22 protein-coding genes are annotated in these 25,231 nt (G+C 68.5%); 9 read left to right on the forward strand and 13 right to left on the reverse strand.

Annotated elements, in window-relative coordinates; translation table 11 throughout:
• Window positions 1-9: 9 nt before the first annotated feature.
• Both CVUC_RS08310 and CVUC_RS08315 read left to right on the forward strand, forming a co-directional pair.
• The gene (locus CVUC_RS08310) at window positions 10-195 is read left to right on the forward strand and encodes a YnbE family lipoprotein (protein WP_024265977.1); all 186 of its coding nucleotides are present in this window, start codon (window positions 10-12) and stop codon (window positions 193-195) included.
• 15 nt (window positions 196-210) lie between these two features.
• Window positions 211-567, forward strand: a complete 357-nt coding sequence (locus CVUC_RS08315; protein ID WP_096034526.1) for a YdbL family protein — start codon at window positions 211-213, stop codon at window positions 565-567.
• Between the two features lie 132 nt (window positions 568-699).
• Here the strand turns inward: CVUC_RS08315 and CVUC_RS08320 are convergent, their stop codons facing one another.
• Window positions 700-888, reverse strand: coding sequence for a hypothetical protein (locus CVUC_RS08320; protein WP_096034835.1), 189 nt, complete (start codon window positions 886-888; stop codon window positions 700-702).
• Between the two features lie 399 nt (window positions 889-1,287).
• Window positions 1,288-1,632: a YMGG-like glycine zipper-containing protein gene (locus CVUC_RS08325; protein WP_096034527.1), complete on the reverse strand. Its 345-nt coding sequence runs from the start codon at window positions 1,630-1,632 to the stop codon at window positions 1,288-1,290.
• 129 nt (window positions 1,633-1,761) lie between these two features.
• Here CVUC_RS08325 and CVUC_RS08330 point away from each other — a divergent pair, with 129 nt between their 5' ends.
• Window positions 1,762-2,616 carry a diacylglycerol/lipid kinase family protein gene (locus CVUC_RS08330; RefSeq protein ID WP_024265978.1) on the forward strand — a complete coding sequence of 285 codons (855 nt, stop codon included), beginning with the start codon at window positions 1,762-1,764 and terminating at the stop codon, window positions 2,614-2,616.
• Entirely contained in the window at window positions 2,613-3,401 is a 789-nt protein-coding gene (locus CVUC_RS08335) for a metallophosphoesterase family protein (RefSeq protein WP_096034528.1), read from the forward strand. The genes CVUC_RS08330 and CVUC_RS08335 overlap by 4 nt, the downstream gene beginning before the upstream one ends.
• Window positions 3,402-3,444: 43 nt before the next feature.
• Here the strand turns inward: CVUC_RS08335 and CVUC_RS08340 are convergent, their stop codons facing one another.
• The 3 genes from CVUC_RS08340 to CVUC_RS08350 form a co-directional block, all read right to left on the reverse strand.
• On the reverse strand, window positions 3,445-4,065 hold the full coding sequence (locus tag CVUC_RS08340) for a superoxide dismutase (protein ID WP_010921386.1): 621 nt from the start codon (window positions 4,063-4,065) through the stop codon (window positions 3,445-3,447).
• Between the two features lie 221 nt (window positions 4,066-4,286).
• A complete protein-coding gene (locus tag CVUC_RS08345) occupies window positions 4,287-4,688 on the reverse strand; it encodes a hypothetical protein (protein WP_010921387.1) in 402 nt (133 codons plus the stop codon).
• Window positions 4,685-5,029 (reverse strand): hypothetical protein, encoded by a 345-nt coding sequence (locus CVUC_RS08350; protein WP_010921388.1) that lies wholly within the window; start codon window positions 5,027-5,029, stop codon window positions 4,685-4,687. The genes CVUC_RS08345 and CVUC_RS08350 overlap by 4 nt, the downstream gene beginning before the upstream one ends.
• Before the next feature lie 165 nt (window positions 5,030-5,194).
• On the opposite strand from CVUC_RS08350, the gene CVUC_RS08355 reads away from it, so the two are divergent.
• The gene (locus tag CVUC_RS08355; protein WP_096034529.1) at window positions 5,195-7,033 is read left to right on the forward strand and encodes an HWE histidine kinase domain-containing protein; all 1,839 of its coding nucleotides are present in this window, start codon (window positions 5,195-5,197) and stop codon (window positions 7,031-7,033) included.
• 14 nt (window positions 7,034-7,047) lie between these two features.
• Here CVUC_RS08355 and CVUC_RS08360 read toward each other — a convergent pair whose 3' ends face one another.
• On the reverse strand, window positions 7,048-8,259 hold the full coding sequence (locus CVUC_RS08360) for a CaiB/BaiF CoA transferase family protein (protein WP_164468242.1): 1,212 nt from the start codon (window positions 8,257-8,259) through the stop codon (window positions 7,048-7,050).
• Window positions 8,260-8,378: 119 nt separating this feature from the next.
• Here CVUC_RS08360 and CVUC_RS08365 point away from each other — a divergent pair, with 119 nt between their 5' ends.
• On the forward strand, window positions 8,379-9,005 hold the full coding sequence (locus CVUC_RS08365) for a DUF4142 domain-containing protein (RefSeq protein ID WP_164468243.1): 627 nt from the start codon (window positions 8,379-8,381) through the stop codon (window positions 9,003-9,005).
• A 181-nt stretch (window positions 9,006-9,186) separates the two neighbouring features.
• Here CVUC_RS08365 and CVUC_RS08370 read toward each other — a convergent pair whose 3' ends face one another.
• Genes CVUC_RS08370 through CVUC_RS08380 form a run of 3 tightly spaced genes read right to left on the reverse strand, consistent with a single transcriptional unit; the run spans window position 9,187 to window position 14,097 of the window.
• Window positions 9,187-9,615, reverse strand: coding sequence for a PaaI family thioesterase (locus tag CVUC_RS08370; protein WP_010921393.1), 429 nt, complete (start codon window positions 9,613-9,615; stop codon window positions 9,187-9,189).
• The gene (locus tag CVUC_RS08375; protein ID WP_096034532.1) at window positions 9,612-13,199 is read right to left on the reverse strand and encodes an ABC transporter permease/M1 family aminopeptidase; all 3,588 of its coding nucleotides are present in this window, start codon (window positions 13,197-13,199) and stop codon (window positions 9,612-9,614) included. The genes CVUC_RS08370 and CVUC_RS08375 overlap by 4 nt, the downstream gene beginning before the upstream one ends.
• A 13-nt stretch (window positions 13,200-13,212) precedes the next feature.
• Window positions 13,213-14,097 (reverse strand): ABC transporter ATP-binding protein, encoded by an 885-nt coding sequence (locus tag CVUC_RS08380; RefSeq protein ID WP_010921395.1) that lies wholly within the window; start codon window positions 14,095-14,097, stop codon window positions 13,213-13,215.
• 303 nt (window positions 14,098-14,400) lie between these two features.
• Here CVUC_RS08380 and CVUC_RS08385 point away from each other — a divergent pair, with 303 nt between their 5' ends.
• From CVUC_RS08385 to CVUC_RS08395, 3 genes are read left to right on the forward strand one after another with little or no spacing between them, the layout of a single operon-like run.
• Window positions 14,401-15,081 carry a fumarylacetoacetate hydrolase family protein gene (locus CVUC_RS08385; protein WP_096034533.1) on the forward strand — a complete coding sequence of 227 codons (681 nt, stop codon included), beginning with the start codon at window positions 14,401-14,403 and terminating at the stop codon, window positions 15,079-15,081.
• A gap of 39 nt (window positions 15,082-15,120) precedes the next feature.
• Entirely contained in the window at window positions 15,121-15,753 is a 633-nt protein-coding gene (gene maiA, locus CVUC_RS08390; RefSeq protein ID WP_096034534.1) for a maleylacetoacetate isomerase, read from the forward strand.
• On the forward strand, window positions 15,754-16,422 hold the full coding sequence (locus CVUC_RS08395) for a carbonic anhydrase (protein WP_096034535.1): 669 nt from the start codon (window positions 15,754-15,756) through the stop codon (window positions 16,420-16,422).
• A 77-nt stretch (window positions 16,423-16,499) separates the two neighbouring features.
• Here CVUC_RS08395 and pbpC read toward each other — a convergent pair whose 3' ends face one another.
• The 4 genes from pbpC to CVUC_RS08415 form a co-directional block, all read right to left on the reverse strand.
• Complete coding sequence (gene pbpC, locus CVUC_RS08400; RefSeq protein ID WP_164468244.1) at window positions 16,500-18,683, reverse strand: penicillin-binding protein 1C; 2,184 nt, start codon at window positions 18,681-18,683, stop codon at window positions 16,500-16,502.
• 25 nt (window positions 18,684-18,708) lie between these two features.
• Window positions 18,709-23,769, reverse strand: a complete 5,061-nt coding sequence (locus tag CVUC_RS08405; protein ID WP_096034537.1) for an alpha-2-macroglobulin family protein — start codon at window positions 23,767-23,769, stop codon at window positions 18,709-18,711.
• Window positions 23,770-23,842: 73 nt separating this feature from the next.
• The gene (locus CVUC_RS08410) at window positions 23,843-24,670 is read right to left on the reverse strand and encodes a carbonic anhydrase (protein WP_096034538.1); all 828 of its coding nucleotides are present in this window, start codon (window positions 24,668-24,670) and stop codon (window positions 23,843-23,845) included.
• 72 nt (window positions 24,671-24,742) lie between these two features.
• Window positions 24,743-25,216: an Lrp/AsnC family transcriptional regulator gene (locus CVUC_RS08415; protein WP_010921402.1), complete on the reverse strand. Its 474-nt coding sequence runs from the start codon at window positions 25,214-25,216 to the stop codon at window positions 24,743-24,745.
• Window positions 25,217-25,231: the final 15 nt, after the last annotated feature.

The raw sequence follows: 25,231 nt of genomic DNA on the forward strand, positions 1-25,231 counted from the left end.
ACCAGACGCATGAGAAAGCGCGCCCTCTTGATGGCCCTGATCGCGACGGGAGCGCTCGGCGCGGCCGCCTGCACGCCGACCGTCCGCGTGAAGGTCGACCCGATCAATATCTACGCCAAGCTGGACGCCGACGTGCGCGTGCGGCTGGACAAGGAAGTCCAGTCGCTGATCCAGCAGAACCCCAACCTGTTCTAAGCAAGGAGGACCGACATGATCCGCAAGACGATGACGGTTCTGGCTCTGGGCCTGGCGATGACCGCCGCCGGCGCGGGCCTGGCCATGGCGCAATCGGCCGCCGCCAAGGCGACCGTCGACGCCGCCAAGATGGCGGGCACGGTGGGCGAGCAGGCCGACGGATACCTCGGCATAGTCTCCGGCGGCGACGCCGCCCTGCGCGCCGCCGTGACCGAGATCAACACCGGCCGCGCCGCCGCCTACAAGGACATCGCCGCCAAGACCGGCGCGACGCCCGAGGCCGCCGGCCAGGCCACCGCCAAGCAACTCTACGCCCGCCTGGCGCCGGGCCAGTACTGGAAGCCGCTCGACGGCGGCTGGATCAAGAAATAGCCGGCTGACGTTTCGACCAAGACGAAGGGCGGTCTCCTCACGGAGGCCGCCCTTCTTTTTTCTGTGGTCGCGTTGAGCGTGGGCTCTGGCCGGGATGGAAATCCTCATTCGGCGGCAGGCGGCGGCGCGTGGCTATGGCGTCCACATTCGGGTGACGTCAGCACGCTGGTGATCACGAAAGGCCTGCACCGTCCCGGCGGAGGCGCCCATCACGGCGATCACGACCAGCGCCATGATCCGCGAACGGATCTGTTTTGGGCGCCTGCTGGGCGTCGAAACGAAAACCGTACCGCCATGGTCGGCCACATAGGTGCGCATCATGACGTCGCTCCCCTGCCCGACGGACCCGATGTCCGCCCAGGGATTCCAACGCCTTGCGCGCACACCTGTTCCGCCCGTTCGCGCGCTGCAGCGTCTCTTCAAAAAAATCACGGCGCGGCGGGAACCAAGGGACGGGGCGGTCGTTTTGTGAGTGCGAAGGCGGCGACGCCCCCCGACTTGAGACTGGCGAAAGCCAGTCCGCCGCCTTCGCACCCCTTTGTTGATGCGAACTCAGGCGGACCGGGTGACCGGACCGCCTTTCCTTATGCGCCGAGGCCAACCGCCGCGACCTGCACCGTTCAAGCCTCTGGGCTCGCAAGGCTCGCTTCTGAGATCGCAGACACAACAAAGGCGACCGGGCCAGACCGATCGCCTTCGTGCGGAGCTTCGACGACGCGCTCAGGGGCGGGGCGCGCCATCTTCCCAGTAATAACGGCCACTACGGGCGTCGTAGTAGTAATAGCGCCCGGTGCGCTCGTCATAGTACTGGCGACGGTTGACGTTGCCGGCGCCGCAGCCGCCGTCCTCGCGACAGCCCTTCACCGCGCCGGCCGCGCCGCCGACCGCCGCGCCGATCGCCGCGCCCTTGCCGGCGCTGCCACTGCCCACATTGTTGCCGATCACCGCGCCCGCGATGGCGCCGATCGCCGCGCCGCCGGCGGCGTTACGCTCCACATTGCCGGTCGAGGTGCACGCCGCGGCGAGCACGCCGACGCCCATCAGGGCGATCAGGGTCGTCTTCATCTTGGCTCTCCGTTTCGAGCTGTTCCAGGCCAGCTAACGGCCCCGACGGATCAGGGTTCCGCATCGCAAGCCGAACCACGGCGGGAACGGACCGTTGCGTCGCGGAAGTTTTCATGAGGGGGTGTGCGCATGAAGCGCATCGATGTTGTCGTCAACACCGCCTCAGGCTCGGTCGGAGCCGACGCCCCCGAGATCGCCGAACGCCTGTTGGCCGAGCATGGCGTGACCGGCGTCGTCCATGCGCCCACGCCTGATGAGCTCGTCGACTGCCTTCGCGCGGTGATCGATGGTGCGCCGGACGCCGTTCTGGTCCTGGCCGGCGACGGCACCGCCCGCACGGCGGCCGAAATGGCCGGCGCGGACGGCCCGCTGATCGCGCCGCTGCCGGGTGGAACCATGAACATGCTACCGCACGCCCTCTATGGCGAACGCCCCTGGGAAGAGGTGATGCGCGACTGCCTTAGCGACGGCGAAGCGCGGATGATCTCGGGCGGCGAGGTGGGCGGACGTCCGTTCTTCGTCGCCGCCATCCTGGGCAGCCCCGCCCTGTGGGCCACGGCGCGCGAAGCGGCCCGCAAGGGGCGTATCGATCTGGCTCTCGCGCGCGCCCAGCGCGCCTTTCGTCGCGCCTTTTCCGGTCGCCTCCGCTACGCGCTCGACGGTCGCCCCAAGGGCAAGGCCGAGGCCCTGACCTTTCTGTGCCCGCTGGTGTCCCGCGAGCTCGACGCCGACGCCCAGGCGCTGGAGGCCGCCGCCCTCGACCCCAGCGGCGCGGTCGAGGTGTTCCGCCTGGGGATGAACGCCGTGCTCGGCCAATGGCGCGAGGACCCTTCGGTGTCCGTCGGCCTGTGTCGCGCCGGCCAGATCTGGGCCCATGGGCGCATCCCCGCCATCCTCGACGGCGAGCCGGCGCGGCTGGACATGGAAACCTCGATCCGCTTCCGACCCGAAGCGTTCCGCGCCCTGGTTCCGGCGACCCGATGAGACTGATCCAGCTCTCGGACATCCATTTCGGCGGCGAGAATGCCGAGGCCGTCGCCGCCGCCGGCGCCTGGATTCGCGCGGCCGCGCCCGATCTCGTGGTGGTGGCGGGCGATCTCACCCTGGACGGGAGAGCCTGTGAGTTCGACGCCGCCGCAGCCTGGCTGGAGACCCTGCCCCGGCCGATGATCGTCACGCCCGGCAATCACGACACGCCGTTTGTCGGCCCCGGCGAGCTCTGGGAGCGCTTCACCCGCCCTTGGCGACGCTTCTGCGACCGCTTCGGCGCGGAGGACGGCGCGCGCTGGCGCGGTCCTGGTGTGACGCTCACCACGCTGAACACCGCCCGGGCCGCTCAGCTGCGCTTGAACTGGTCAAAGGGCGCGGTGGGCCAGGACCAGATCCGACGCGTGGTGGACGAGCTTGAGGCGGCCCCGGCCGGGGACCTGCGCATCGTGGTCTGTCACCATCCGCTGATGGAGATATTGGGGGGGCCGATGACCGCCCGCGTGCACGGCGGCGTGGGCGCCGCCAAGCAGTTCGTGAAAGCCGGCGCCGACGTGATCCTGTCGGGTCATATCCATCTGCCGTTCGTCACGCCGCTGCCGTTCGGCGACGGGCGAACCCAGGCGATCGGGTCAGGCACCCTGTCCCAGCGCGAGCGGGGCGCGGCGCCCGGCTTCAATGTGATCGAGATCGCGCCCGGCTACGTGCGGGTGACGGCCATGGCCTATGCGCACGGCGACTTCGAGGCCTGGCGGACCTGGGCGGTCGATCGGCGCCCCTGAGATAAGGAGGCGGCGCGAACACGCTCGCGCCGCCCTTTTCCGGTTAGGTCGGCGCCGGATAGGCCCAGCCCTGGGCGCCCGACTTGGCGGCCGCATACTGGCTGTCGGCCAGGGTCCAGTTGATCAGGTTGTCGAAGACCGCTTCCAGGAAGCCCTTCCGCAGGTTCTGGTAGTCCAGATAGTAGGCGTGCTCCCAGACGTCGGCGACGACCAGGGCCGTCAGGTCCTGCGTGACCGGGCTCTCGGCGTCGTGGGTCGAGATGATCTTCAGGGCGCCCGAGGCGTCCGAGACCAGCCACACCCAGCCCGAGCCGAAGTGGCCGATGCCCTCGGCGACGAACTTTTCCTTCAGCGCGTCCATGCCGCCGAAGGTGGCGTCGATGGCGGCGGCCAGTTCGGCGCCCGGCGCGGTCTTGGTCGGCGACAGGCCGTCCCAGAAGAAGGCGTGGTTCCAGGCCTGGGCGGCGTTGTTGAACACCTTGCCGGGGCCGGCGCCCTTGATCACCGCTTCCAACGAGCCCTTGTCGTCGCCGTTCAGCAGGCCGTTCAGAGCCGTGACATAGGCGGCGTGGTGCTTGTCGTGGTGGAAGCGCAGGGTGTTGGCCGAGATGGTCGGCTCCAGCGCGTCATAGGCGTAGGGCAGGTCGGGAAGCGTGTACGTCATGATCACTCCATGGGAAGGCGTTCCCATGAAGGGAGGAGCGGGAACGCGCGGGAAGGCATCTAGTGCGCGCGGAGGCGAAGCGTAAGCGGCTTCGACCATCCCGAACGCTCAACTTTAGTTGAGAAATCCCCTTGGAAACTTGGGGTTTCCGCGAGGCTGGGCTCACAAGAAACGCCGCCGAGGCCAGCCCGGCGGCTTTCGGCTGACAACACAACGCGCGATCAGCGTTCGGGTGGCTTGGGATCCAGGAAAGCCTTGGCCACGGTCGCGGTCAGGCTGGGGTTCTTCAGGGCGAAGATCCCGGCGGCCAGGCCAAGCCCGATCGACATGATCGGGCGCTCGCGGACGATCTCGACGATCTTGCCCGTGAGATCGAAACCAGCAGGCGGCGGCGCCTGGTGGCTGGCGGCTCGCCGGTTTTCGACCTTGCGGGCGGCGATCATGCCGGCGATGGCGACGATCAGGGCCGCGACGGCGGCGACGATCGCCGCAGCGCCGGCGGGCGACACCAACGGGACCAGGACCGCATACAGCGCGAAGGCGGCGGAAACGACGCTGACCGCAGCAGCGGCGGCGATCGCCGCGGCCGCCGCCAGCGTCATCAGAGTTTTTTCGAACATCACCGGTTGTGACGGCTGCCGCCGGCGATGAGCAGACCAATCAGCACGCCCACGCCCAGGCCCGCCAGGGTGGCGGTGATCGGACGTTCGCGGATGCGCTCGGCGGCATAGGCCTGGGCCTCTTCCAGGGTCTGGCCGGCGGTGTCGGTATAGGCGCGGCTCTGGGCGCGCAGGGTATCGAAGCCTTCCGACACCGACTTTTCGACGCGCTTGGCCGCTTCGGTCAGCGAGACACGGGCCGCGTCGGCGGCGTGGGTGAAGCTGCGCTCGGCGTGCTCGACCGCCTCGAGGGTCGCGGTCTTGGCCTTGGCGGCTTCCTTGGCGGCGGGGGAACTGGCGGGCATGGGTCTTCTCTCCTGTTCACGACGCGACCGACCGGGCGCTGTCGACGCGCACCGTCAACGCCGAGCTTGGCGCTAGGGTTCCAAGTTAGCGCAACGCCAAAGGCTTCACCACCGAGGAATCCAAAGGCGCTCGCGCAATGCGCGAAGCGAGGCTAAGGTCGAATCATGGACGACGCCCCAAGAGCCAGCGACGATCGCCTGGAAGCAGAGCGCCTTGAAGCTGTGCGGGGACTGGGCGTCGTCGATGGGGTCGTCAACGGCCCCGGGCTGTCTCGCCTGATCCGGCTCGCAGCACGCCTGTTCGACGCGCCCAAGGCCGCGGTCGTGCTTGTGGACGAAGCACGCATCTGGCGCGCCGCCTATGTCGGCTATGCGGGCCCCGAAGCCCCGCGCGAGGGTGATCTGGCCCACAGGGTGGTCGTCGCCAACGCGCCCGTCGGCCTTGCCGTCCCGATTCGCGATTGCGCAGGTCGCGTGCTGGGCGCCCTGGTGGTCGAAGGCCCCGGCATGGGCGGTCCCGCTGCGGAAGAGGACCTGCAGGCCCTGAGCGATCTGGCCGACCTGGCGACGGAGGTCCTGTTCGGGCCGTGCGCCAAGGTTCCGACGCTGGAGAGCGAGCGCCTCGACCTGGCCATCGCCGCCGCCAGCCTGGGCGAATTCGAATGGTGCGTGGCCACCAACACCTTCAGGATCAGCCCCCGCCTGGCCAAGCTGTCGGGGATTCCCGAAGGCGAGCTGGACAGCCAGGGCGGGAACGCTCTCTACGCCTACATCCATCCCGATGACCGCGAAGCGGTCCGCGCCAATATCGATCGGCAATTGGCCCAGAGCGGCCGCTTCACCGCCGAGTATCGACGCACGCCCCTCGAGCATGGCGGCGAGACCTGGAACAGCGTCGCCGGCGTCATGCTGATGGACGCCGACGGACAGCCCTCGCGGCTGATCGGGGTCGTCCAGGACATCACCCCGCGCAAGCTGCAGGAAGCCCAGCGTGAGAGCCTAGTCGCCGAGCTGGACCATCGGATCAAGAACCTGCTCGCCGTGGTCCAGTCCGTGGCGGCGCAGTCGGCCCGCAAGTCCGCGTCTCTGGACGTCTTCCTGAAGACCTTCGCCGCGCGCCTGAAGTCGATGAGCTCGGCGCACGACCTGCTGAGCGCCGCGCGCTGGCGGGGCGCGACCCTGGCGCGCATCGCCGCCGCCGAACTGGGAGGCCTGGCCCCCACCCAGACGCGATGGGACGGCCCGGAACTGTTCCTGACGCCCCGCGCGGCGGCCGCCCTGTCGCTGGCCCTGCACGAGTTGGCGGTCAACGCCGTACGCTACGGGTCACTGTCGACCGAGAACGGCAAGGTCGAGGTGGTCTGGCGACGCACCCCCGAAGGCGGCTTCGCGCTCGAATGGCTGGAGACCGGCGGCCCGCCGGCCGTGCCCCCCGCGACCAAGGGCTTCGGCGCCACCCTGATCGAGGACGTGGCCGGTCGCGAACTGGGCGGTGCGGCCAAGATCAGCTATCGCCCCAGCGGTGTGACCGCGATGATTCAGGGCGCCCCGGACGCCCTGGCCGACGCCCCGCCGATCGAGCCTGTCAGCGCCGCGCCCGAGCGTATTGTTGAAACCGTGGTCGCCGCCGACGAAACCGTGCGCCCGGGCGCCATCGCCGGCCTCAAGGTGCTGATCGTCGAGGACTCGCTGCTGCTGGCGCTCGAGCTGGAAGCGGGCCTGGAGGACGCCGGCGTTGAGGTGGTCGGCTGCGCGGCCGAACTTGGCGAAGCGCTGTCGATGGTCGAACTGGACTTCGATGTGGCGGTGCTCGACGCCGATCTCAACGGCCAGTCCGTGGCCCCGGTCGCCGAGATCCTGCGCTCGATCGGACGGCCGTTCGTCTTCGCCACCGGCTACGCCGACAAGGCCGCCCCGATGGGCTTCGACGCCCCGATCGTGCGCAAGCCCTACAACGTGCACCAGATCGCCCGCGCGGTGGCGGGGGTCACCGGACGGGCCTGAGGGCCGCCCCCGCCTCAGCCCAGAACGCCCGCCTTTCGCAAGCCTTCGATCGCCTCGGCGCTCATCCCAGCGACGTCCGCCAGGACCGCGTCGGTGTGCTCGCCCAGGGTCGGCCCCGGCCAGCGCACCCCGCCCGGGGTCTCGGTAAGCCGTGGGAAGGCGTTCTGCATCTTGATCGCGCCGAACACCGGATGCGGCACCGTGACGATCGACTCCCGGGCCGCGTACTGCGGGTCGGTCAACATGTCGGGCGCGCGGTAGATGCGCCCCGTCGCCAGGCCCGCGCCCTCCAGCTTCGGCAGCAGGTCCTCGATGTCCTGATCGGCGGTCCAGGCGGCGATGCGGGCGTCGAGCTCAGCCTGGTGGGCCCCGCGCGCGGCATGGTCGCGATAGCGCGGATCATCGGCCAGATCCGGCCGTCCCATCAGCTCGCACAGGCGGCGGAACAGGGTGTCCTGGTTGGCGCCGATCAGAACGAGTTCGCCGCTTCTCGTCGGATAGACATTGGACGGGGCGATGCCCGGCAGCACCGCGCCGGACCGTTCGCGCACATAGCCGGTCAGGTCATATTCGGTGACCAGGTTCTCCATCACCGTCAGCACGCTCTCATAGATGGCGGTGTCGACCACCTGCCCCTTGCCAGTGCGCTGGCGGGCGTGCAGGGCCATCATCACGCCCAGCGCCGCGTTCAGACCCGACAGGCTGTCGCCGATCGAGATGCCCGCGCGCGCGGGCGGCCGGTCGGGCTCGCCGGTGATGTGGCGCAGGCCGCCCATGGCCTCGCCGACCAGGGCGTAGCCGGCGCGGCTGGCATAGGGCCCGGTCTGGCCAAAGCCTGACACCCGCGCCATCACCAGGCCCGGATTGGTCTTGGCCAGGGCCTCATAGCCCATGCCCCATTTCTCCAGCGTGCCGGGGCGGAAGTTCTCGACCACGACGTCGGCCTTGGCGATCAGGGCCCGGGCGATGTCACGCCCCGCCTCGCTGCGCAGGTCGACGGTGACGGACTTCTTGTTGCGACCGATCACCGGCCACCAGGGCGAAAGGCCCTTGGGCTTGGAGCGTCCCCACTGGCGCATGGGGTCGCCGACCTTGGGGTCCTCCAGCTTGATGACCTCGGCCCCGAAGTCGCCCAGCACCTGGCCGCAGAAGGGCCCGGCGATCAGCGAGCCCATCTCGATCACCCGCAGCCCTTGAAGGGGACCCGTCGGACTTGGGTCAGCCATCTCGATAATCCCCCTGTTCGCGGAACCAATCACGGCGCCGTGATGTTCTCTTGCGTAACGGCGAACTGCGGCGCCGCCCCTACCCCTCACTACAAAAAGAACCGCAGGGAAAGACAGCCATGATCCGTCATTTTCTCATGACCGGCGCCGCCGTCGCGGCGCTGGGCCTGGCCGCGTGCGGCCAGAAATCCGATGAAACCAAGGGCGCCGCCACGCCGGCCGAGCAGGCCGCGACGCCGGACGCCAAGCCCGCCGCAACCGTTCCGACGCTTGCCGGCGAAACCAAGGCCGACGTGTTCGCCGCTAAGCTGGCCGACGGCGCCATGTTCGAAATCGAGGCCGCCAAGCTGGCTACCTCGCGCTCGACCAATCCGTCGGTGAAGAAATTCGCCATAGCGATGGACGCGGCCCAAAAGAAGACCAGTCGGAGCCTGAACACGGCGATCATAACCTCAGGCGTCACGATCAATCTGCCCACCATGCTGTCCCAGGATCTGCAGGACGCGTTGGATGATCTGGCGAAGACCCACCCCAAGGACTTCGACAAGCAATACGCCGACGTCATGATCGACACGCATCAGTCCACGCTGAACCTGCTGCAACGCTACGCCCAGGATGGCGACACGCCGACGCTGAAGACCTTCGCCGCCGAGACCGCGCCGACGATCCAGGAACACCTGAACATGGCCGAGGGCCTGAAGAAGGGCTTCGGCGCCGGCGAGAAGGTGGCCAAGGCGCGTCAGTAATGGGCGAGCGGAAGCTCTAAGCGAAAAAGGGGTGTCATCCCGGGCGGAGCCCGGCGAAAGCCGGGCGCAGAGCCGGGCCCCAGAGGCGGCGCGCATGGCGTTCCTTCACCCCCTGGCCCCCGGATAAGCCCTCCGGGCCTTCCGGGGTGACACGGATTTTGATGCAGAGAGGTTCGGCGGTCTACGGAATGGCGTAGGCGACCGTCGCCTTGGCGGCGGCGCGCTCGCGCCCTTGCGTCCACATCAGGACATCGACCGTCGCAATGCGGCGGCCGAGCTTGAGCAGGGTGGCCTCGGCATAGAGGTCGCCCGGCTTGCAGCCCCGCAGAAAGTGGATGTTCAGCGAGGTGGTCACCGAAAGGGCCACCTCGCCGATCCGCGCCAGGATCATGGCGTAGGCGGCGGTGTCCGCCAGGCTCATCATCGTCGGGCCGGAGATCACGCCGCCCGGCCGCAGTTGCCGGGACGCATAGGGCAACTTCAGCAGAGCCCGCCCCGCCTCGACCTCAAGAACCTGCGGCATCTGCTCCGGATCCACTTCTGGAAAGGCGCGATGCAGGAACGCGTTCAGCGCCCCTGCATCCATCCGGATCTCGGCCGCGTCGCTCACCCGCCGACCTTGACCGTATTGTCGTCGCCATTGCGGTCGATGACCGTGTTGTACGGGTCGATCCCGGCGAAGGTCGGCGCCTTGTCGACGGTGAAGGTGAAGGTGTTCTCGCCCGATCGGATCGGCCGGCGCTGATAGAGCACGACATTTTTGGCGACAAAGCCCTTGTCGCCCGGCTTGGCGGTGAACAGGCCGATCTCCATCGTCTCGTTCAGCGCCGCAACGGTCTCCTTGCCCTTGCCGTCGGCGTACTTTTTCTGGGCCTCGACCACGACCGTGACGTCGAACTTGCCGTCGGCCCGCTTCTTTACCGCAGCGCTCTTGGTCTTCAGGTCATAGAGCGTGATCTTCTCGAAGAGATCGGTGATCAGCGCCTGCTTGTCGGCCGGGGCTTCGGCCCGGAGCGCGGCCATGAAGTCGAGCGTCGTCGGATAGGGCGCACCCTTGAAGGCGTGGTCGGCGATCAGCTTGCGCAGGGCGCGATTGACGGCCTCTTCGCCGATCTGGTCCTGCAGCCGGTACATGACCAGCGAGCCCTTGCGATAATAGATGTAGGGCTGGTTCTCGACCTTGTAGAGCGGCTGCTCGTCGATGACGTCGCCGCCCCGCGCCCGCAGATAGCTGTCCAGCTCGAACTTCAGGAACTTGCGGATCTGGTCCTCGCCATAGGTGTGCTTCATCACCATCAGGGCCGAGTACTGGGCGAAGGTCTCCGACAGCATCGCCCCACCCTGCTGGTTGGCGCCGATGACCTGGTGGGCCCACCACTGGTGGCCGATCTCGTGCGCGCCGACATAGGTGACCATGTCGATCTTGGTCGGGTCGCGGTAGTCGGAGATGAAGAACATCCCTTCCGACCACGGAATGGTGTTGGCGAACGACTGCGCGAACTGGGCGTAGTCGGGGAACTCCTGGTAGCGCAGCTGGCGGAACTGATAGGGGCTGAAGTTGGTCCCCATATAGTCCAGCGAGCGCTTCATCGACGTCTTCATCCGGTCGATGTTCCAAGCGTGTTGGGGGTCGTAATAGACCGCCAGCTGGACGCCCTTGTAGGTCTCCTCGGCCACCTTGTAGCGCGCCGACTGGATCGACACGAACGGCATGATCGGCGCCTCGGTTACGAAGCGCGCGGTGCGGCGGCCGTTCCTGACGGTGTCGGAGACCTTGTAGCCCGGCGCGATCGGCGTCTGGTCGGCCACGGTAGTGACCGTGATGTCGGACTGGATGAAGTCGGCGTCCTTGCGCAGGCCGTTGAACTGCATCGACGAAACATCGCCCAGCTTGGCCATGCGCTGCTCGGGCGGCAGGCCGTACTTGCGGCGCTTGGCCCGGTCGGTCAGCAGCCCGTCGCGCGACATGCCCAGGATCGGGGCGATCTCCAGGTTGTTGACGAAGGTCCCGTTGTCGACGACCCGCGTCTCGGCCCCGCTGTTGGGGAAGCCGCGCTGGGCGCGCAGGGTGATGAAGCTCATCTTGCGCTGCTCGCCCGGCGCCATGGGCGTATCGAAGGCGAAGATACGGTAGTTGAACTTTTCGAAGGTCTTCTTGGGCCGCGCGCCCTCGATCGACAGGCCCTTGACCTCCAGGTCGCGGTCGAAGCGGACGTGAATCTCCTTCAGCGCCGCGCCGGTCTTGTTCTCCAGCACATACGAGCCCTTGGTCTCCAGACTGGGCGCGTGGGGCTGGATGTCGATGTCGAGGGTCTGGGCGATGATCTTGGGCTGCGGCGTGTTCTCGAACGGCAGCAGGGTCTTTTCGTACTCGGCCTGCCACTTTTCGCCGTCGATATTAGTGCGATATTCGTTCCAGACATTGGTGTTGACGTAGATGAACCCGCCCAGGCCCGCGAAGGCGACCAGCGACACGCCCATCAACGCCCCGGCCCCACCGTTAAGGCGCAGCGGCAGGCGACGCAGGCGCGGCAACAGGCGGCTTTCGGTCCCGCGCCGCCACAGGCCATAGGCCAACACCAGCAGCACCAGCGCAAAGGCTGTCCAGTAGGCCCGCAGCCACCAGGCGCCGATCCAGAACTTGCCCAGGCCGTTCATGTCGGAGAAGGGCGTCTCGGTGGTTGCGCCGTAGTTGTAGAGCTTGTGCTCGAAACCAAGGTTGGTGAAGGTGATGGTGCTGACGATGTAGATCACCATCAGCGCCCAGCCGATGAACTTGTGCGGGCTGATCGTCTGCAGGAATACCGCCAGCACGGCGAGCAGGATGAAGTCCAGCGCCTGCGGCAGCACGTACCAGAGCAGATACTTTTCGAGCTCGAAATTGAAATAGCCGTGGAACACCTGGCTGAGCATGGCGGCCACCACGCTGATCAGCAGGGTCGAGATCAGCACCAGACTGATGGCCAGGGTCTTGGGCGCGACGAACGCCCAGTCCGGAACCGGCGTGGCGTCGATGATCTCGTGGGTCTTCTTCTCCCGCTCGCGCCAGACCAACTCGCCCGAATAGTAGATGGCGATGATGATCGGGATCAGGCCGAATGAGCCCAGCAGCGGAAAGAGCAGGATCCGCGTCACCGGATAGACCACGCCGCCATAGCGACCGGCCTCGGTGGCGAACCACAGTGCGCCCATGGCGTTGGCCAACCCTAAGAACAACAGCACGAAAAAGGCCGGGCTCTTGAAGACCTGGCCCATGTCGAGGCGCGTGCGGACCACCAGCTGGGTCCAGGCCGTCCGGCGGTCGAACACCGGGGTCGGCAGCGGGCCGGACGCGGCGGGCGCGGCTTCAGTCGGCGCGGCCTTGGTCTTCTTGGCGCTCTTGCGCTGCCCCGACAGCTCGGCGGACTGGAAGCGGAACAGGCTGTAGGCGAGCGCCAAGAAGCCGGCCGCCAGGACCAGGACGAACACCCGGTTGAACAGCAGCGCGCCGGCCAGCGGCGGGGTCAGGCTATTTCGCTCGCTGGCGGTCCAGTACTTGGTCACGAGGCCGAAGGCGGCGGTGCCCAGCGGCTCCCACAGCGCCGCGCCCTTCTCGTATTCGGGCCGATCCAGCGCGATGCCGGCGATGATGTACAAAACCAGGAAGGCGATGACGCCGACATAGGTCCACATCATCGAGCGGGTGACGGTGGCCAGGGCGAAGAAGATCGCCGAGGTCAGCAGGATGGCCGGCAGGGCCAGGGCGAAATAGGAGAACAGATAGGCGTTCAGATCGTTGGGGCCGAGGCGTTCGGGATCGACCCAGGGCATGAACGAGCCCACAAAGATGGCCAGCGGCACGACCAGGAACGAGATTGCCGCCGCTAGGAACGCGCCGGTGAACCGGCCATACAGATAGTCGAACTTGCGGATCCGCGTGGACCGCAGGATCGGCCCAAAGCCCGTCTCGTCATCGCGGACGACCACATTGGCCACGAAGGCCGTCGTGACGAACATGTAGAAGATCGCCAGGATCAGGTGCGTCTGGGCGATCGCGTACGGGGCGTTCTTGTGGATGTTGCCGCCGCCGCCGATCCGGATCTGATCGATCGTCGCCGCGCCGAAGGTCATCAGGAAGAAGATGACCGCCACCACCCAGAACACGGGCGACTTCAGTTGGTAGCGGAGCTCAAAGCCCGCGATCTTGCCAAACATCGGCTGGTCCTCCTTACGCGGCTTGGCGCGAGCGGGTGGACGACAGGGTGGAGAAGTAGACGTCCTCCAGCCCGCCCTCGACGGCGGTGAAGCCGTCGCCCGGATCGGTCTCGGACTCGATGTGGATCACGGTGCGGCCGGCCAGCAGGCGGGTGGAGATGACCTTGTAGCGGGCCTTGGCGGCCTCCAACTCGGCCTTGTCGATGATCTTCTTCCAGATCCGGCCCTTCAGCTGGGCCACTAGGTCGGCGGGAGCGCCCTCGCGCACGATGGCGCCGTTGCAGATGATCGCCATGGCCGGGCAGAGGTCGGAGACGTCCTCGACGATGTGGGTCGAGAGGATCACCACCACGTTCTCGCCGATCTCGGCCAGCAGGTTCAGGAAACGGTTGCGCTCTTCGGGGTCGAGGCCCGCCGTCGGCTCGTCGACGATGATCAGGCGCGGATCGCCGATCAGAGCCTGGGCGATGCCGAAGCGCTGGCGCATGCCGCCGGAGAAGCCGGCGATGGCCTTCTTGCGTACGTCCCACAGGTTCACCTGGTTCAGCAGGTGCTCGACCGTCGCCTTGCGTTCCTTGCCGCCGGAAATCCCCTTGAGCACGGCCATGTGGTCGAGCATGTCGTAGGCCGACACCCGCGGATAGACGCCGAAGTCCTGAGGCAGATAGCCCAGCGTCTTGCGCAGTTCCTCGGGGTGCTTGAGCACGTCAATGTCGCCGAACCGGATGTGGCCCGAGGTCGGGGCCTGCAGGGTGGCGATGGTGCGCATCAGGGTCGACTTGCCGGCGCCGTTGGGGCCCAGAAGGCCGTACATGCCGCGCGGGATCGTCAGGCTGACCTCATCCAGGGCGCGGGTGCCGTTGCCATAGACGTGGGTCAGATTCTCGATGATCAGCATGGTCTTCCTAATGCCCCCGATGGAAGCCGGATCGCCGCGCGGCCAAAGCTGCGCAGCGGAGCCAAGCTCCAAAGTTTCCAATTCGGCGCCCGTCGTCCCGGATGTCGACACCCGCCCGACGGGCGTCCTAGCCCTAGTCCCCAACAGTGAGATGACTCGACGGCGGGCGTGGCGGCAAGTGAAAGAACGTTTAGCCCGTCTGTTCAACCATATCGTTGCGAAACGGCGGCCAATTTGAGTCCGGATTTCACGGTTTCGCGACCGGGGTTTTGACACGCGACGTTTGGGTCTACAGGAGGCGCCATGACGACCTACGCTTTTCCCCCGCACGCCATCCCGACGGTCCCGGTGGAGGGATCGGACGCCCTGTTCCCGGTGCGTCGCATCCTGTGTGTCGGCCGCAACTACGCCGCCCACCGCCGCGAGATGGGGGGCGATGATCGCGACCCGCCGTTTTTCTTCGCCAAGCCCGCCGACGCGATCGCGCCGCTGGCCGACGCGATCGCCTATCCGCCGGCGACCGGCGACCTGCATCACGAGATCGAGCTGGTCGTGGCCCTGAAGGCGGGCGGCGCGGATCTGTCGATCGAACAGGCCCTGGCCTGCGTGTTCGGCTATGCGGTCGGCGTCGACCTGACGCGCCGCGACCTGCAAGGGGCGGCCAAGGCCAAGGGGCAGCCCTGGGAAGCCGGCAAGGCCTTCGACCAGAGCGCCCCGATCAGCGCCATCCGGGTGATGGACGCTCCGACGGCCGAAGCGGCGGTCACCCTGTCGGTCAACGGCCAGGAGCGCCAGCGCGGACAGGTCGGCGACATGATCTGGAACATCGGCGAGGTGATCGCCAAGGCCAGCCAGCTGTGGACCCTGGCCGCCGGCGATCTGATCTTCACCGGCACGCCCGAGGGCGTCGCCGCCATCGTCCGCGGCGACAAGGTCGTCGGCGAGATTGAGGGCGTCGGCCGCCTGGACTTCACCCTCGTCTAGCCGCGCAGCGCCGGTCCGCGTCCAAGAGAAAAGGCTGACATGAAGCTCGTCCTGCACAGCGCCAAGCGCGCCAGCGCGCCCTACCGAGTGCGCATCGGCCTAAACCTCAAGGGCCTTGCGTTCGAGCTGCGCCCCGTCGACCTGGTGGCCAACGCCCATCAGGGCGAGGCCTACCGCGCGCTGAACGCCCAGGCCCTGGTGCCGACGCTGGAGGTCGACGGGCGTCCGCTGACCCAGAGCCTGGCGATCCTGGAATGGCTGGACGAGACCTATCCCGCGCATCCGCTGCTGCCGACCGACCCTTTTGACCGCGCCACGGTGCGGGCCATGGCCGAGATTATCGCCTGCGACATCCATCCGCTGAACAACCTGCGCATCCTGCGCCAGCTGACCGCGCTTGAGATCGACGAGCCGGCGCGCAACGCCTGGGTCGCCCGCTGGATCCAGGACGGCTTTTCCGCGTTGGAACCGATGATCGCGCGCCATGGCCAAGGCTACGCCTTTGGCGATGCGCCAGGCTTGGTGGACTGTCTGCTGGTGCCCCAGGTGTTCAACGCCAACCGCTTCAATGTCGACCTGTCGCCGTTTCCGGCCCTGGAAGCCGCCGCCGCGCGTGCCCGGGCGCATCCGGCGATCGCCGCAGCTCACCCTGACCACCATCCGGAACGCTAGATGCTTGAAGACCTGAAAGCCAAGAACGCCGCCTGGTCGAAGAGCAAGACGGCGGTCGATCCGGACTTCTTCACGCGCCTGGCCAAGCAGCAAAGCCCGGAATATCTGTGGATCGGCTGCAGCGACAGCCGCGTGCCGGCCAACGAGATCGTCGGGCTCGACCCCGGCGAGCTATTCGTGCACCGCAATGTGGCCAACCTCGCCCCGCCGCAGGACGCCAACTATCTGAGCGTGCTGCAGTTCGCGGTCGACGTCTTGAAGGTCAAACACATCATGGTCGTCGGCCACTACGGCTGCGGCGGGGTGGCGGCGGCGATCGACGGCAAGCGCCGGGGCCTGGTCGATCACTGGCTCCACCCGATCCGCGAGGTCTACGCCGAACACCGCCCAGAGCTCGAGGCGATCCCGGAAAAGCGCGAGATGATCGACCGCCTGACCGAGCTGAACGTCGCCCGCCAGGTGCGCAACGTCGCCGCCGACGTCTTCGTCCAGGACGCGTGGGGGCGCGGCCAGTCACTGGCCGTGCACGGCTGGGTCTATTCGCTGACCAATGGCCTGGTGAACGACCTCAATGTCGGCATTGCCAGCCTCGAGGACTACGAGCGCACGGTGGCGGAGACGGTGGTTCCGGATCGTCCGTTCTGGAAGCGGGGCCAGGCGGAAGGCTAGAGGGCTCTAAATCTCTGATTTATAGCCTTTTTATCTGGTTTAGAGACTGGGGTGGAACACCGACGAACTTGGCCGGACTATTCGCCCTTGATCCGCACCTTGGCCGTCGCCCGTCGCCCCTGCGCGTCCACCACCACGAGCTTGTAGAACCCCGGCGCGGCGGGCTTCCAGATCGCACGGCCACTGACCGGATCAGGGTCCAGCGGCGCGCCTTCCACATACCAGGTCAGGCCCTCCCCTTCGGCCGCGAGCACAAGGCCGCGCGCCTTGGGGCCCAGGGCCTCGACCTGCACCGCCGCCCCGTCGGGCGGGAAGATCAGGCGCGGCCCTTCGTCGGCGGCGCGCAGCTTCTGCAGCGCCAGCGGCGCGGCCTTGGGGGCGATCGGGCGCGGCGCCGAGCCTTGCGCGCCGATCGCGTCGGCCACGTCGAACAACAGCGGCAGGGCCGCGTCCCGGCCCGTCAGCCCGCCGCGCGCGCCGCCGTCGGCCCGGCCGGTCCAGACCAGGATCGCATAGCCGCCGACCACCCCGGCGGCCACTGCATCGCGGAACCCGTAAGAAGTGCCGGTCTTGAACGCCATCGAGGGCCCGCCCCGCGTCAGGGCCGACGGCGCGCGGCCCTTAGGCGAGGGGGCCTCGCGCAGGATGTCCAGCACCTGCCGCGCCGCCTCGGGCCGCACCAGGCGCGTCCCGCCCGACCGCTCTCGGGTCGCCGCGTCCGCCTGCGTCCAGGCCAGGGGCTTGGCGATCCCGTTGTCGCCCAGCGCCGCGTACAGCATGACCAGATCGCGCCAAGTGATCCCCTCGCCGCCCAGGGCCAGGGCCAGGCCCGCTTCCTTCAGCTTCGCCTTGGGCCGCGCCAGATGCGCGCCCGCCGCCTCGATGCGACCGGCGAAGGCCTCCGTCCCTAGCTTCTCCAGAGTGGCGACGGCCGGGACGTTGAGGGAATGGGTCAGCGCCTCGCGCACCGTGACCTTGTCGTGGAACACCCGGTCGAAGTTTTCGGGCTGATAGTCGGCGAAGCGGGTGGCGCTGTCGGTCAGCTGGGTGTCGGCGGCCACGAGGCCGTCATCCATGGCCATGGCGTAGATGAAGGGTTTGAGCGCCGAGCCCGGCGAGCGCAGGGCGCGGGTCATGTCGACCCAGCCCCCGGCCCGGTCGCGCCCGGCCGAACCCACCGAGGCCCGCACCGCCCGGTTGCGGATCTCGACAACGATGATCGCGGCGGTGGCGTCGGGACCTTGCGCGGCGGCGACGGCGGCGGCCATCGGCTCAAGGCGCGACTGCAGGTCGGCGTCCAGGGTCGAGACCACGCTGGCCTGGCCGTTGGGCGCGGCCCGCGCCAGCTCGCCGGCCGCATGCCAGGCCAGGGTCGGGAAGGCCGCGCGTCTGGGCAGGGGCTCGTTCTCAGCCTCGTAGGCGGCGGCTGCGCTCAGCGTTCCACCCCGGACCATCTTGTCCAGCACCGCCCGCCGCGCCGCCTTGGCCGCCTCGGGACGGCGGTCTGGGCGACGGGCCTCGGGCGATTGCGGCAAGGCGATCAGCAGCGCCTGCTCGCCGTCGGTCAGGCTGGACGGCTCATGGCCGAAATAGCTGAGGCTGGCGGCCCGCGCGCCCTCCAGATTGCCGCCATAGGGCGCCAGGGTCAGGTACAGCGCCAGGATCTCGCGTTTGGACAGCCGCGACTCCAGCTGCATCGCGCGGACCATCTCGATCAACTTGGCCCCCAGGGTGCGGGGCCTTGGCTCCAGCAGACGCGCGGTCTGCATGGTCAGGGTCGAGGCGCCGGACGTCACCCGACCATGGACCACCGCCGAGCCAACGGCCCGAACCAACGACAGGGGATCAACCCCCAGGTGCCAATAGAATCGAGCGTCCTCGACCTTGATCAGGCGCTTTTGGAAGGTCGCGTCGGTGCGTTCCAGGTCGGCGCGAATGCGCCAGCGCCCGTCCTCGACCGGCAGGGCCCGCAGCCAGGCGCCGCGTTGGTCCAGCACCACCGCAGAAGACTGCCGCGCGCGGGTCATGTCGGGCGGGAAGGCGGCGCTGAGGGTGAACAGCACGACCTCGGCGGCGAGGACGGCGATCAGGGCTTTGGTCAGCCGGGGGACGCGACGGGCTTCATCTCCCCAAAACTCAAAGCGTGTCATCCCGGCCGGACCCCGGCCTTGAGCCGGGGGGAGAGCCGGGACCCAGGGGTCGACGCAATGCGCTTGGCCCCTGGGTCCCGGATCGACCCTGCGGGTCGTCCGGGATGACACGGTGTTTCAGGTCGCACGCAGGCCCTCACTGCCCCGGCGCGATGGTCGCGCGCGAGGCGTCCGAGCGCGCCACGATCGCCGGGCGGTACATGTCCTTGGCCACGGCGCCGGGCAGGAAGAACGAGCCCGGCGTCACCGCCCGCGCCACATAGGCCAGGGCGAAGGGCTTGTTCCCCTCCAGGTCCAGAGCCGCGATGAAGCGATCGTCGCGGCTTTCCTGCACGTCGGCGGCGGTCAGCTCGCCCAGGAACTTGAACGGACCGTTCTGAGCATCGTCGGCGCCCAGGGTGGTCTCGATCTCGAACCCGGCGGGCAGGGCGTCGTCGACCACCAGGGCCACCGAGCGCTCCTGCATCGAGCGGCCGGAGACCAGAACGATGATCCGGTCACCCTGGCGGATGGTCGCCGGATCGATCGCGGCGCCGCCCATCGACAGCAGGCGCTTGCCCACCGACAGGCCGCTGACGGTGGCCGGCGGAGCCGAAACCGGCGTGCCGCGCACGCTGACCGTCCGCCACAGCACGCCCTTGCCGGTGTTGACGAAGCGGGCGTCGGCCAGCTTGCCCACCGCCCAGCGGGGCGCGCCGCCGGCGGGCGGCAGCGGGTTGGCGCCGGTCGCCTGGATCGAGATCGGGCCCGAGGCCTTGATCAGAGCGTTGGCCGCGTGCAGCAGCGCCGCCTGTTCCTGGGTGTTGAGGGCGTCAGGATCCTTGACCGAGTTCTCCAGGCGCCCCTGCATCTGGCGCGCCACGTCCATCATGCCGGACTCGGCGGCCAGCGCCGTCAGCACGGCGGTGTCGCGCAGAATGGACTGGTACCAGTCCATCTCGTCGCGGTAGCCCAGCGACCCGACCGCCTGGCGCATGGCCGAGCGGGCGCGGGCGTTGTCGCCCATCCGGGCCAGACCCGCAGCGACATAGGCCTTGGCGATCGGCTGGTCCTCGTCCTTCATCTGCACGTCGTGCCACCAGCGCAGGCGCGCCAGGTCGCCCTTGCCGGCCTTGGCCATCACATAGAGGGCGTAGGCGCTGGCGCGGCGACGCATGCGCTCGGTCGCCTCCTTGGAGGCGTCCTCGTTGCTGGCCCACCAGCCCGGATACTCCATGCGGTAGGCGACCGAGGCCCAGCCGTCGGGACGGCTGACCTGGCGCATGGCGTTCACGGCCTTGTCGATGGCCGCGTCGGGCACGGCCACGCCCTGCGCCTTGGCCTCCAGCAGGAAGTCGACGACATAGGCGCCCAGCCAAGGGTCGGCCTCGCCGTCGCCCACCCGCCACAGGCCAAAGGCGCCGTCCAGCGTCTGGCGGTCCAGGAGCTTGCCCACCGCGCCCGCAAGGGCGGCCGGCGTGCGCTTGAGCTTGGGATCGTTCGAGAAGGTCTGGGCGTACAGCAGCGGATAGGCCGTAGAGACCAGTTGCTCGGTGCAGCCGTACGGATAGCGCTGCAGCGCCACCGCGATCGCCGAGGGGTCAAAGCCCCGGATCGGCGAGTAGCTGACCTGCATGGTCACATCGCCCGCCGCCAGACCCGCCAGCAACGGGTACGAGGGCGTGAAGGCTTCACCCGGCTTCTGCGGCTCGGTGGTGGTGCGCACGATGTCGCCCCAGCCCAGACGCGTCTGGATCGGATAGTCCTTCTGGGTCGCAAAGCCCGGGCCCGCGACCTTGAAGCCGATCTTGCCCACGCCGGTGACGTCGGGGGCCAGGAACGGGATCTTCTCGGCGACGCGCTGGCCCAGGATCAGCTGGAACACCTTCTTGAAGGCGACCTTCAGCCCGCCCACCGAGAAGGCCTCGGCCGTATAGGCGCCCGGCTTGCCCTCGACATTGTGCAGCTCCAGCGTGGCGTAGGCCTGATCGCCCGGCGCCAGGAAGCGCGGCAGGTTGAGGTCCGCCACCACCGGCTGGCGCACGGTCAGGGGCTTGGAGGCCGAGCCGACGGCGGTGTCGGTCCAGGCCACGGCCTGGATGCGCAGTTCGCCGTTGAAATCGGCGGCCGGCAGCTTGACCACCGCCTTGCCGTCAAAGCCCGTCTCCACCACGCCCGACCACAGGGCCACCGTCTTGATCGGCGTGGTCGTCAGACCCTCGCCGCCGATCTCGTCGCCGCCGAAATTGACATTGGCCGGCGCGCCCATGTTCGGGTCGAGCAGGCGACCGTAGTCGTCGCGGTAGTTGAGGGTCAGGGCCCGCTTGCCGAAGTACCACTTCACCGGATCGGGGCTTTCCTGGTGGGTCAGGCGCAGAATGCCCTCGTCCACCGCCGCGATGGTGATGCGCGCCTTCTGGCCAAGGCCCATGCCCGACACCTTCACCGGGATCTCGACCGGCGCCTTGCTGTCGATCTTGCTGGGCGTGCCCAGATCGACCGTCAGCTTGCGGCCCTTGGGGTCGATCGGGACATAAACCAGGCCCAGCGCCCGACGCGGCTTGGGCGAGGCGACCGGGTCGCGCGGCTGGATGACGCTGACCATCACATAGGCCCCGCCGCCCCAGGCGGCCGAGGTCTTCAGGCGTACGGTCGTCCCGTTCTCGCCGACGCTGACGGTCTTCAGGTCGATCAGGCGATCGGTGGCGACCGCGATCTGGGCCTCGCCGGCATAGGGCGGCTTCAGGGTGATCTCGACGGTGTCGCCCTGCGCATAGGCCTTGGTTCCGGCGGTGACGCGGACGACGTCCGGCGCCTCGCCCTCACGGGCCGGCGCGCCCCAGCCCGCCGAGAAGCGGGTCACGGTGCGCGCGCCATCAGCCCCTTCGACCTCGAGGCGATAGTCGCCCCAGCCCAGGCGACGGTTGATCCTGGCCGGCTGGCCCGCGCCGATATTGACCTGAGCCTTGGCCACGATCGCGTCGCGGCTGCTGCGCCGCCACTGCCAGCGGCCGTTCTGTTGGAACCAGTCATAGTCCCAGCGCTCGGCCACCAGGGTGTAGGTCGCCGTCGCGCCGATGCGCTGGCCCGCAGCGTTGACCGCGATGAGGTCCAGGCTGACGGGCGGATCGCCCTGGCCCGCCTCGCCCTGCTCGACCTTGACGCCGTAATAGACCGCCTTGGGTCGGACCTTCAGCTCCAGCCCCTCGCGGACCGGACGACCGCCGGGCTCGAACACCGAGGCCGTCACCGAGGCCACCAGCGGCTGGGCGGTGTCGCCGACCTCGCCGGTTCCCACCGACAGGATCGCGCGGCCCTCGCCGTCGGTCACCGTCGCGCCAAGGTCGAGATACTTCTCCTCGAACGGCTTGCCCTGGTCGCCCCATTCAAAGCCCTTGAAGGCCGGGAACGGGTCGGTGTCGGCGCGCAGGCGCGCCTCGCCTTGAGTCTGCAGGCCCGCGCCCGGTGCGCCATAGAGGAACCGCGCCGAGATATCGACCTTGCGCGTGTCGCCCGCGCCCATCGGCACGGACTCCTGGCCCGTGGCGGTGACGGCCAGGCGCTGGGGCGCGAAGTCCTCGACCGAGAAGCTCAAGCTCCCCGTCGCCTCCTCGATGCCCTCGATACGCAACTCCGCCGTCCAGCGCCCGCGCGGCGCAGAGCGCGGCAGAACGATGTCGGCCAGGGCCACGCCGGCGTTGGCCTGGCTGAATTGATAGCGGCGGAACTCGACGCCCGAGGGGCGCTTGACGATGATCTCGCCCTTGCGGTCGTTGACGGCCTTGGCCATCCGGTCCCGGATCATCGCCGTCAGGTGGACCGTCTCGCCCGGACGATAGATGCCCCGGTCGGCGTAGAGATAGCCGTCGATGTCGGCCGCCACGCTGCGACCGTCGACCCCGCCCTCGGTGCGACCGCCCACGCCCTGCTTGGACAGGTCCACCGGCGAACGGTCCAGATCCAGCACCGCCAGGTCGCCTTGCGCGCCATAGGCCATGACCATCTTGGCGCGCTCGGCGCCCTGGCCCTTGAGCAAGGGACGCAAGAACCGCACGCGGCCGTCGGCGTCGCTCTGGGCTTCGGCCAGGGATTCGCCGTCGGCGGCCACGAGGGCCACGCGTACGCCCGAGATCGTCTTGGCGCTCTTCAGCGAGCGGACGACCACGTCCAGACTTTCGGAGCCGTCATAGGCCAGCATGGCCATGTCGGTGAACACGATCCAGCGGCGCGCCTGGGCGGGATTGTTGTCGCCGTCCTCGGCCTCGCGGCCGCCCGAGGCGTCACGCGCCTTGATGACAAAGGCCCCGGCCTTCATGTCCTTGAGCACCGCGCCCAGCGGGAAGACGGTAGTCGCCTTCTGGCCGGTCGCGCCGCCGGTGACCTGAACCGTGCCCTTCCAGACCTGGCGGCCGTCATCGCCGACGGAATCCTCGCCATAGTCGCCGGCCCAGTCGCCCTCGCCGGTGGGTTCGGGCGCGCTGATCGACTTGCGGACCAGGTTGCGGTCCGGCACGCGCCAGACCTCGATGGCCAGGGCCTGGACGTTGATCGTCTCGATGGCGACGCCGTCGGACTCTTCACGCGGCAGGATCACGCCATCGCCGGCGAAGCCGACATAGGGCGGCTTTTCGCCGAAGGTGAAGTCGACATCGGCATTGGCGCCCAGGGTCTCGCCGCCCTTGGCGGGCAGGCCCTTGAGCAGGGTGATGCGATGGTCGGTAAAGCCGATCCCGCCCAGGCACAGCTCGTCGCCCTTCACCCGGACCGACGGCTGGCGGCCAAGATCGGGCGAAACCAGCACGAAGTCGGCATAGGCCTTGGAGGGATCAAGATCCCGGCTCATGCGGATACAGGCCAGCGGGTCAGGCCCGCTGCTGTCGACGCGGGTCTGCCAGACCGCGAAGTCTTCGGGTTTGGGGATTCCGCGGCGGGGGGCGTTGGCCGAGCGCGGCTTGCCAAACAGCGACCACGCCTCGCCCTTGACCGACTCCGCGCCGGCCGGCTTGCCGCCACCGAAGAAATGTCCGCCCTTGCCGACCGCGAAACCGCCGCCGAAGCCGACGACCAGCGCCCCGGCCAGGGCCAGGGCGACGGGGCCTTTCAAGGCGTCCGGCCAGCGCTTGGCGACCGTGTCGCGCGCGGTGTCCCAGCGAGCCTTCAGAGCCGCGCGGAAGTCGCGGCCACCTTCCGGCGGCGTCTCGTCCGTCGACATCGTCATTCCCCTTCGGCTCAGCCCCGAGGGGACTTGAGCCTAAGCGGCGACAGGGGTCAACGGCGCCAAGATGACGATGTCAGGCGTCGAAGGCCACGAGGCCGCTGGCCAGGTCGTAGCAGGCCGAGACGACCTTCAGGCGTCCCTCTCCCAGCTTCTCGGCCAGCACGCCGTCGGCGACCTTGAGCCGGGCGGCGACGTCGCGGACATTCTGGCGGATGGCGGCGTCCTGCAGGTCAGCGGGATGCTTGGCCTCGGCCGCCGTGACGGCCGGCAGGATCGGCAGCACCATCTCGTGCAGAGCCCCGTGCAGGTGCGCGGACTTGGTGGCGACGTCGACGGCGGCGCCGACCGCGCCGCACTTGGTGTGACCCAGCACCACGATCAACGGAGCGCCCAGGTGCTCGACCGCATAGATGATCGAACCCAGCCCTTCGCGGCTGACGGTGGAACCGGCGACGCGGACCACGAACAGCTCGCCAAGATTGCAGTTGAAGACCAGCTCGGGCGGCACGCGGCTGTCGGAGCAGCCGACGATGATCGCGAACGGCTTCTGACCCTTCGACAGCTCGTTGATCCGCGCCAGGCTGGGCAGCATCAGATTGGCCCCGCCGCGGGCGAAGATGCCGTTGCCGTGCTTGAGGCGGCCCAAGGCTTCGTCGGGCGAGACCTCCTGCGGCGGCGCATGGGCTTCCGGTGCGTGGGCGGGATCGGGTTCCATCGGCTTGACGCTGGCCATGGCCTTGTCGAGCGCGGCCTTGTCGCCGGCCTGGTGCTTGAGGGCGCTGGCGGTGCGGCGCCCCTTCTTGGTCAGCAGGTTGGGCGAATGCCCCTCGCCCTCGGCGAAGGCCAGAGCCGGCGCGGCCATGCCGGCCAGCGCCCCCAAGAGGAGCCGTCTCGAAACCATCTCGTCCCCCGACGCGATTGAAAGTCGAGAGAAGCTTAAGGCCCGACGGCTCAAGACAAGGTTAATCGATCCCTACAGCGGCAATTCGACACGTTTGACCACGGTGCGCATGGCGATGCTGGAACTGACCCGCACCACGCCGGGGATCCGCGTCAGTTCCTGAGCGTGGACGCGCTCCAGGTCGTCGACATCGCGCACCACCAGCCGCAGCAGATAGTCCGAGCCGCCGGTCATCAGGTAGCACTCGGCCACCTCGCGCACAGTGGCGATGGCCTTCTCGAAGGCGCTGAGCGCGCTCTCAGCCTGGGACGACAAGGTCACGGTGACGAACACGCTGAGCGGCAGGCCCACGGCCCGTTCGTCGATCACGGCGGCGTAGCGGCTGATGACGCCCTGCTCCTCAAGCGCCCGGACGCGACGCAGACAGGCCGACTCCGACAGGCTGACCGCCTCGCCCAGCTCGACATAGCTGGCGCGGCCCCGCCGCTGCAGCGCGGTGAGGAGCTTCCGGTCGAAACTGTCCAGTTCCACAGCGGCTTTCTTCATCTCAGTACCATAACA

The sequence above is a fragment of the Caulobacter vibrioides genome, from assembly GCF_002858865.1.
In the GTDB taxonomy this organism is placed as follows: Bacteria; Pseudomonadota; Alphaproteobacteria; order Caulobacterales; family Caulobacteraceae; genus Caulobacter; species Caulobacter vibrioides.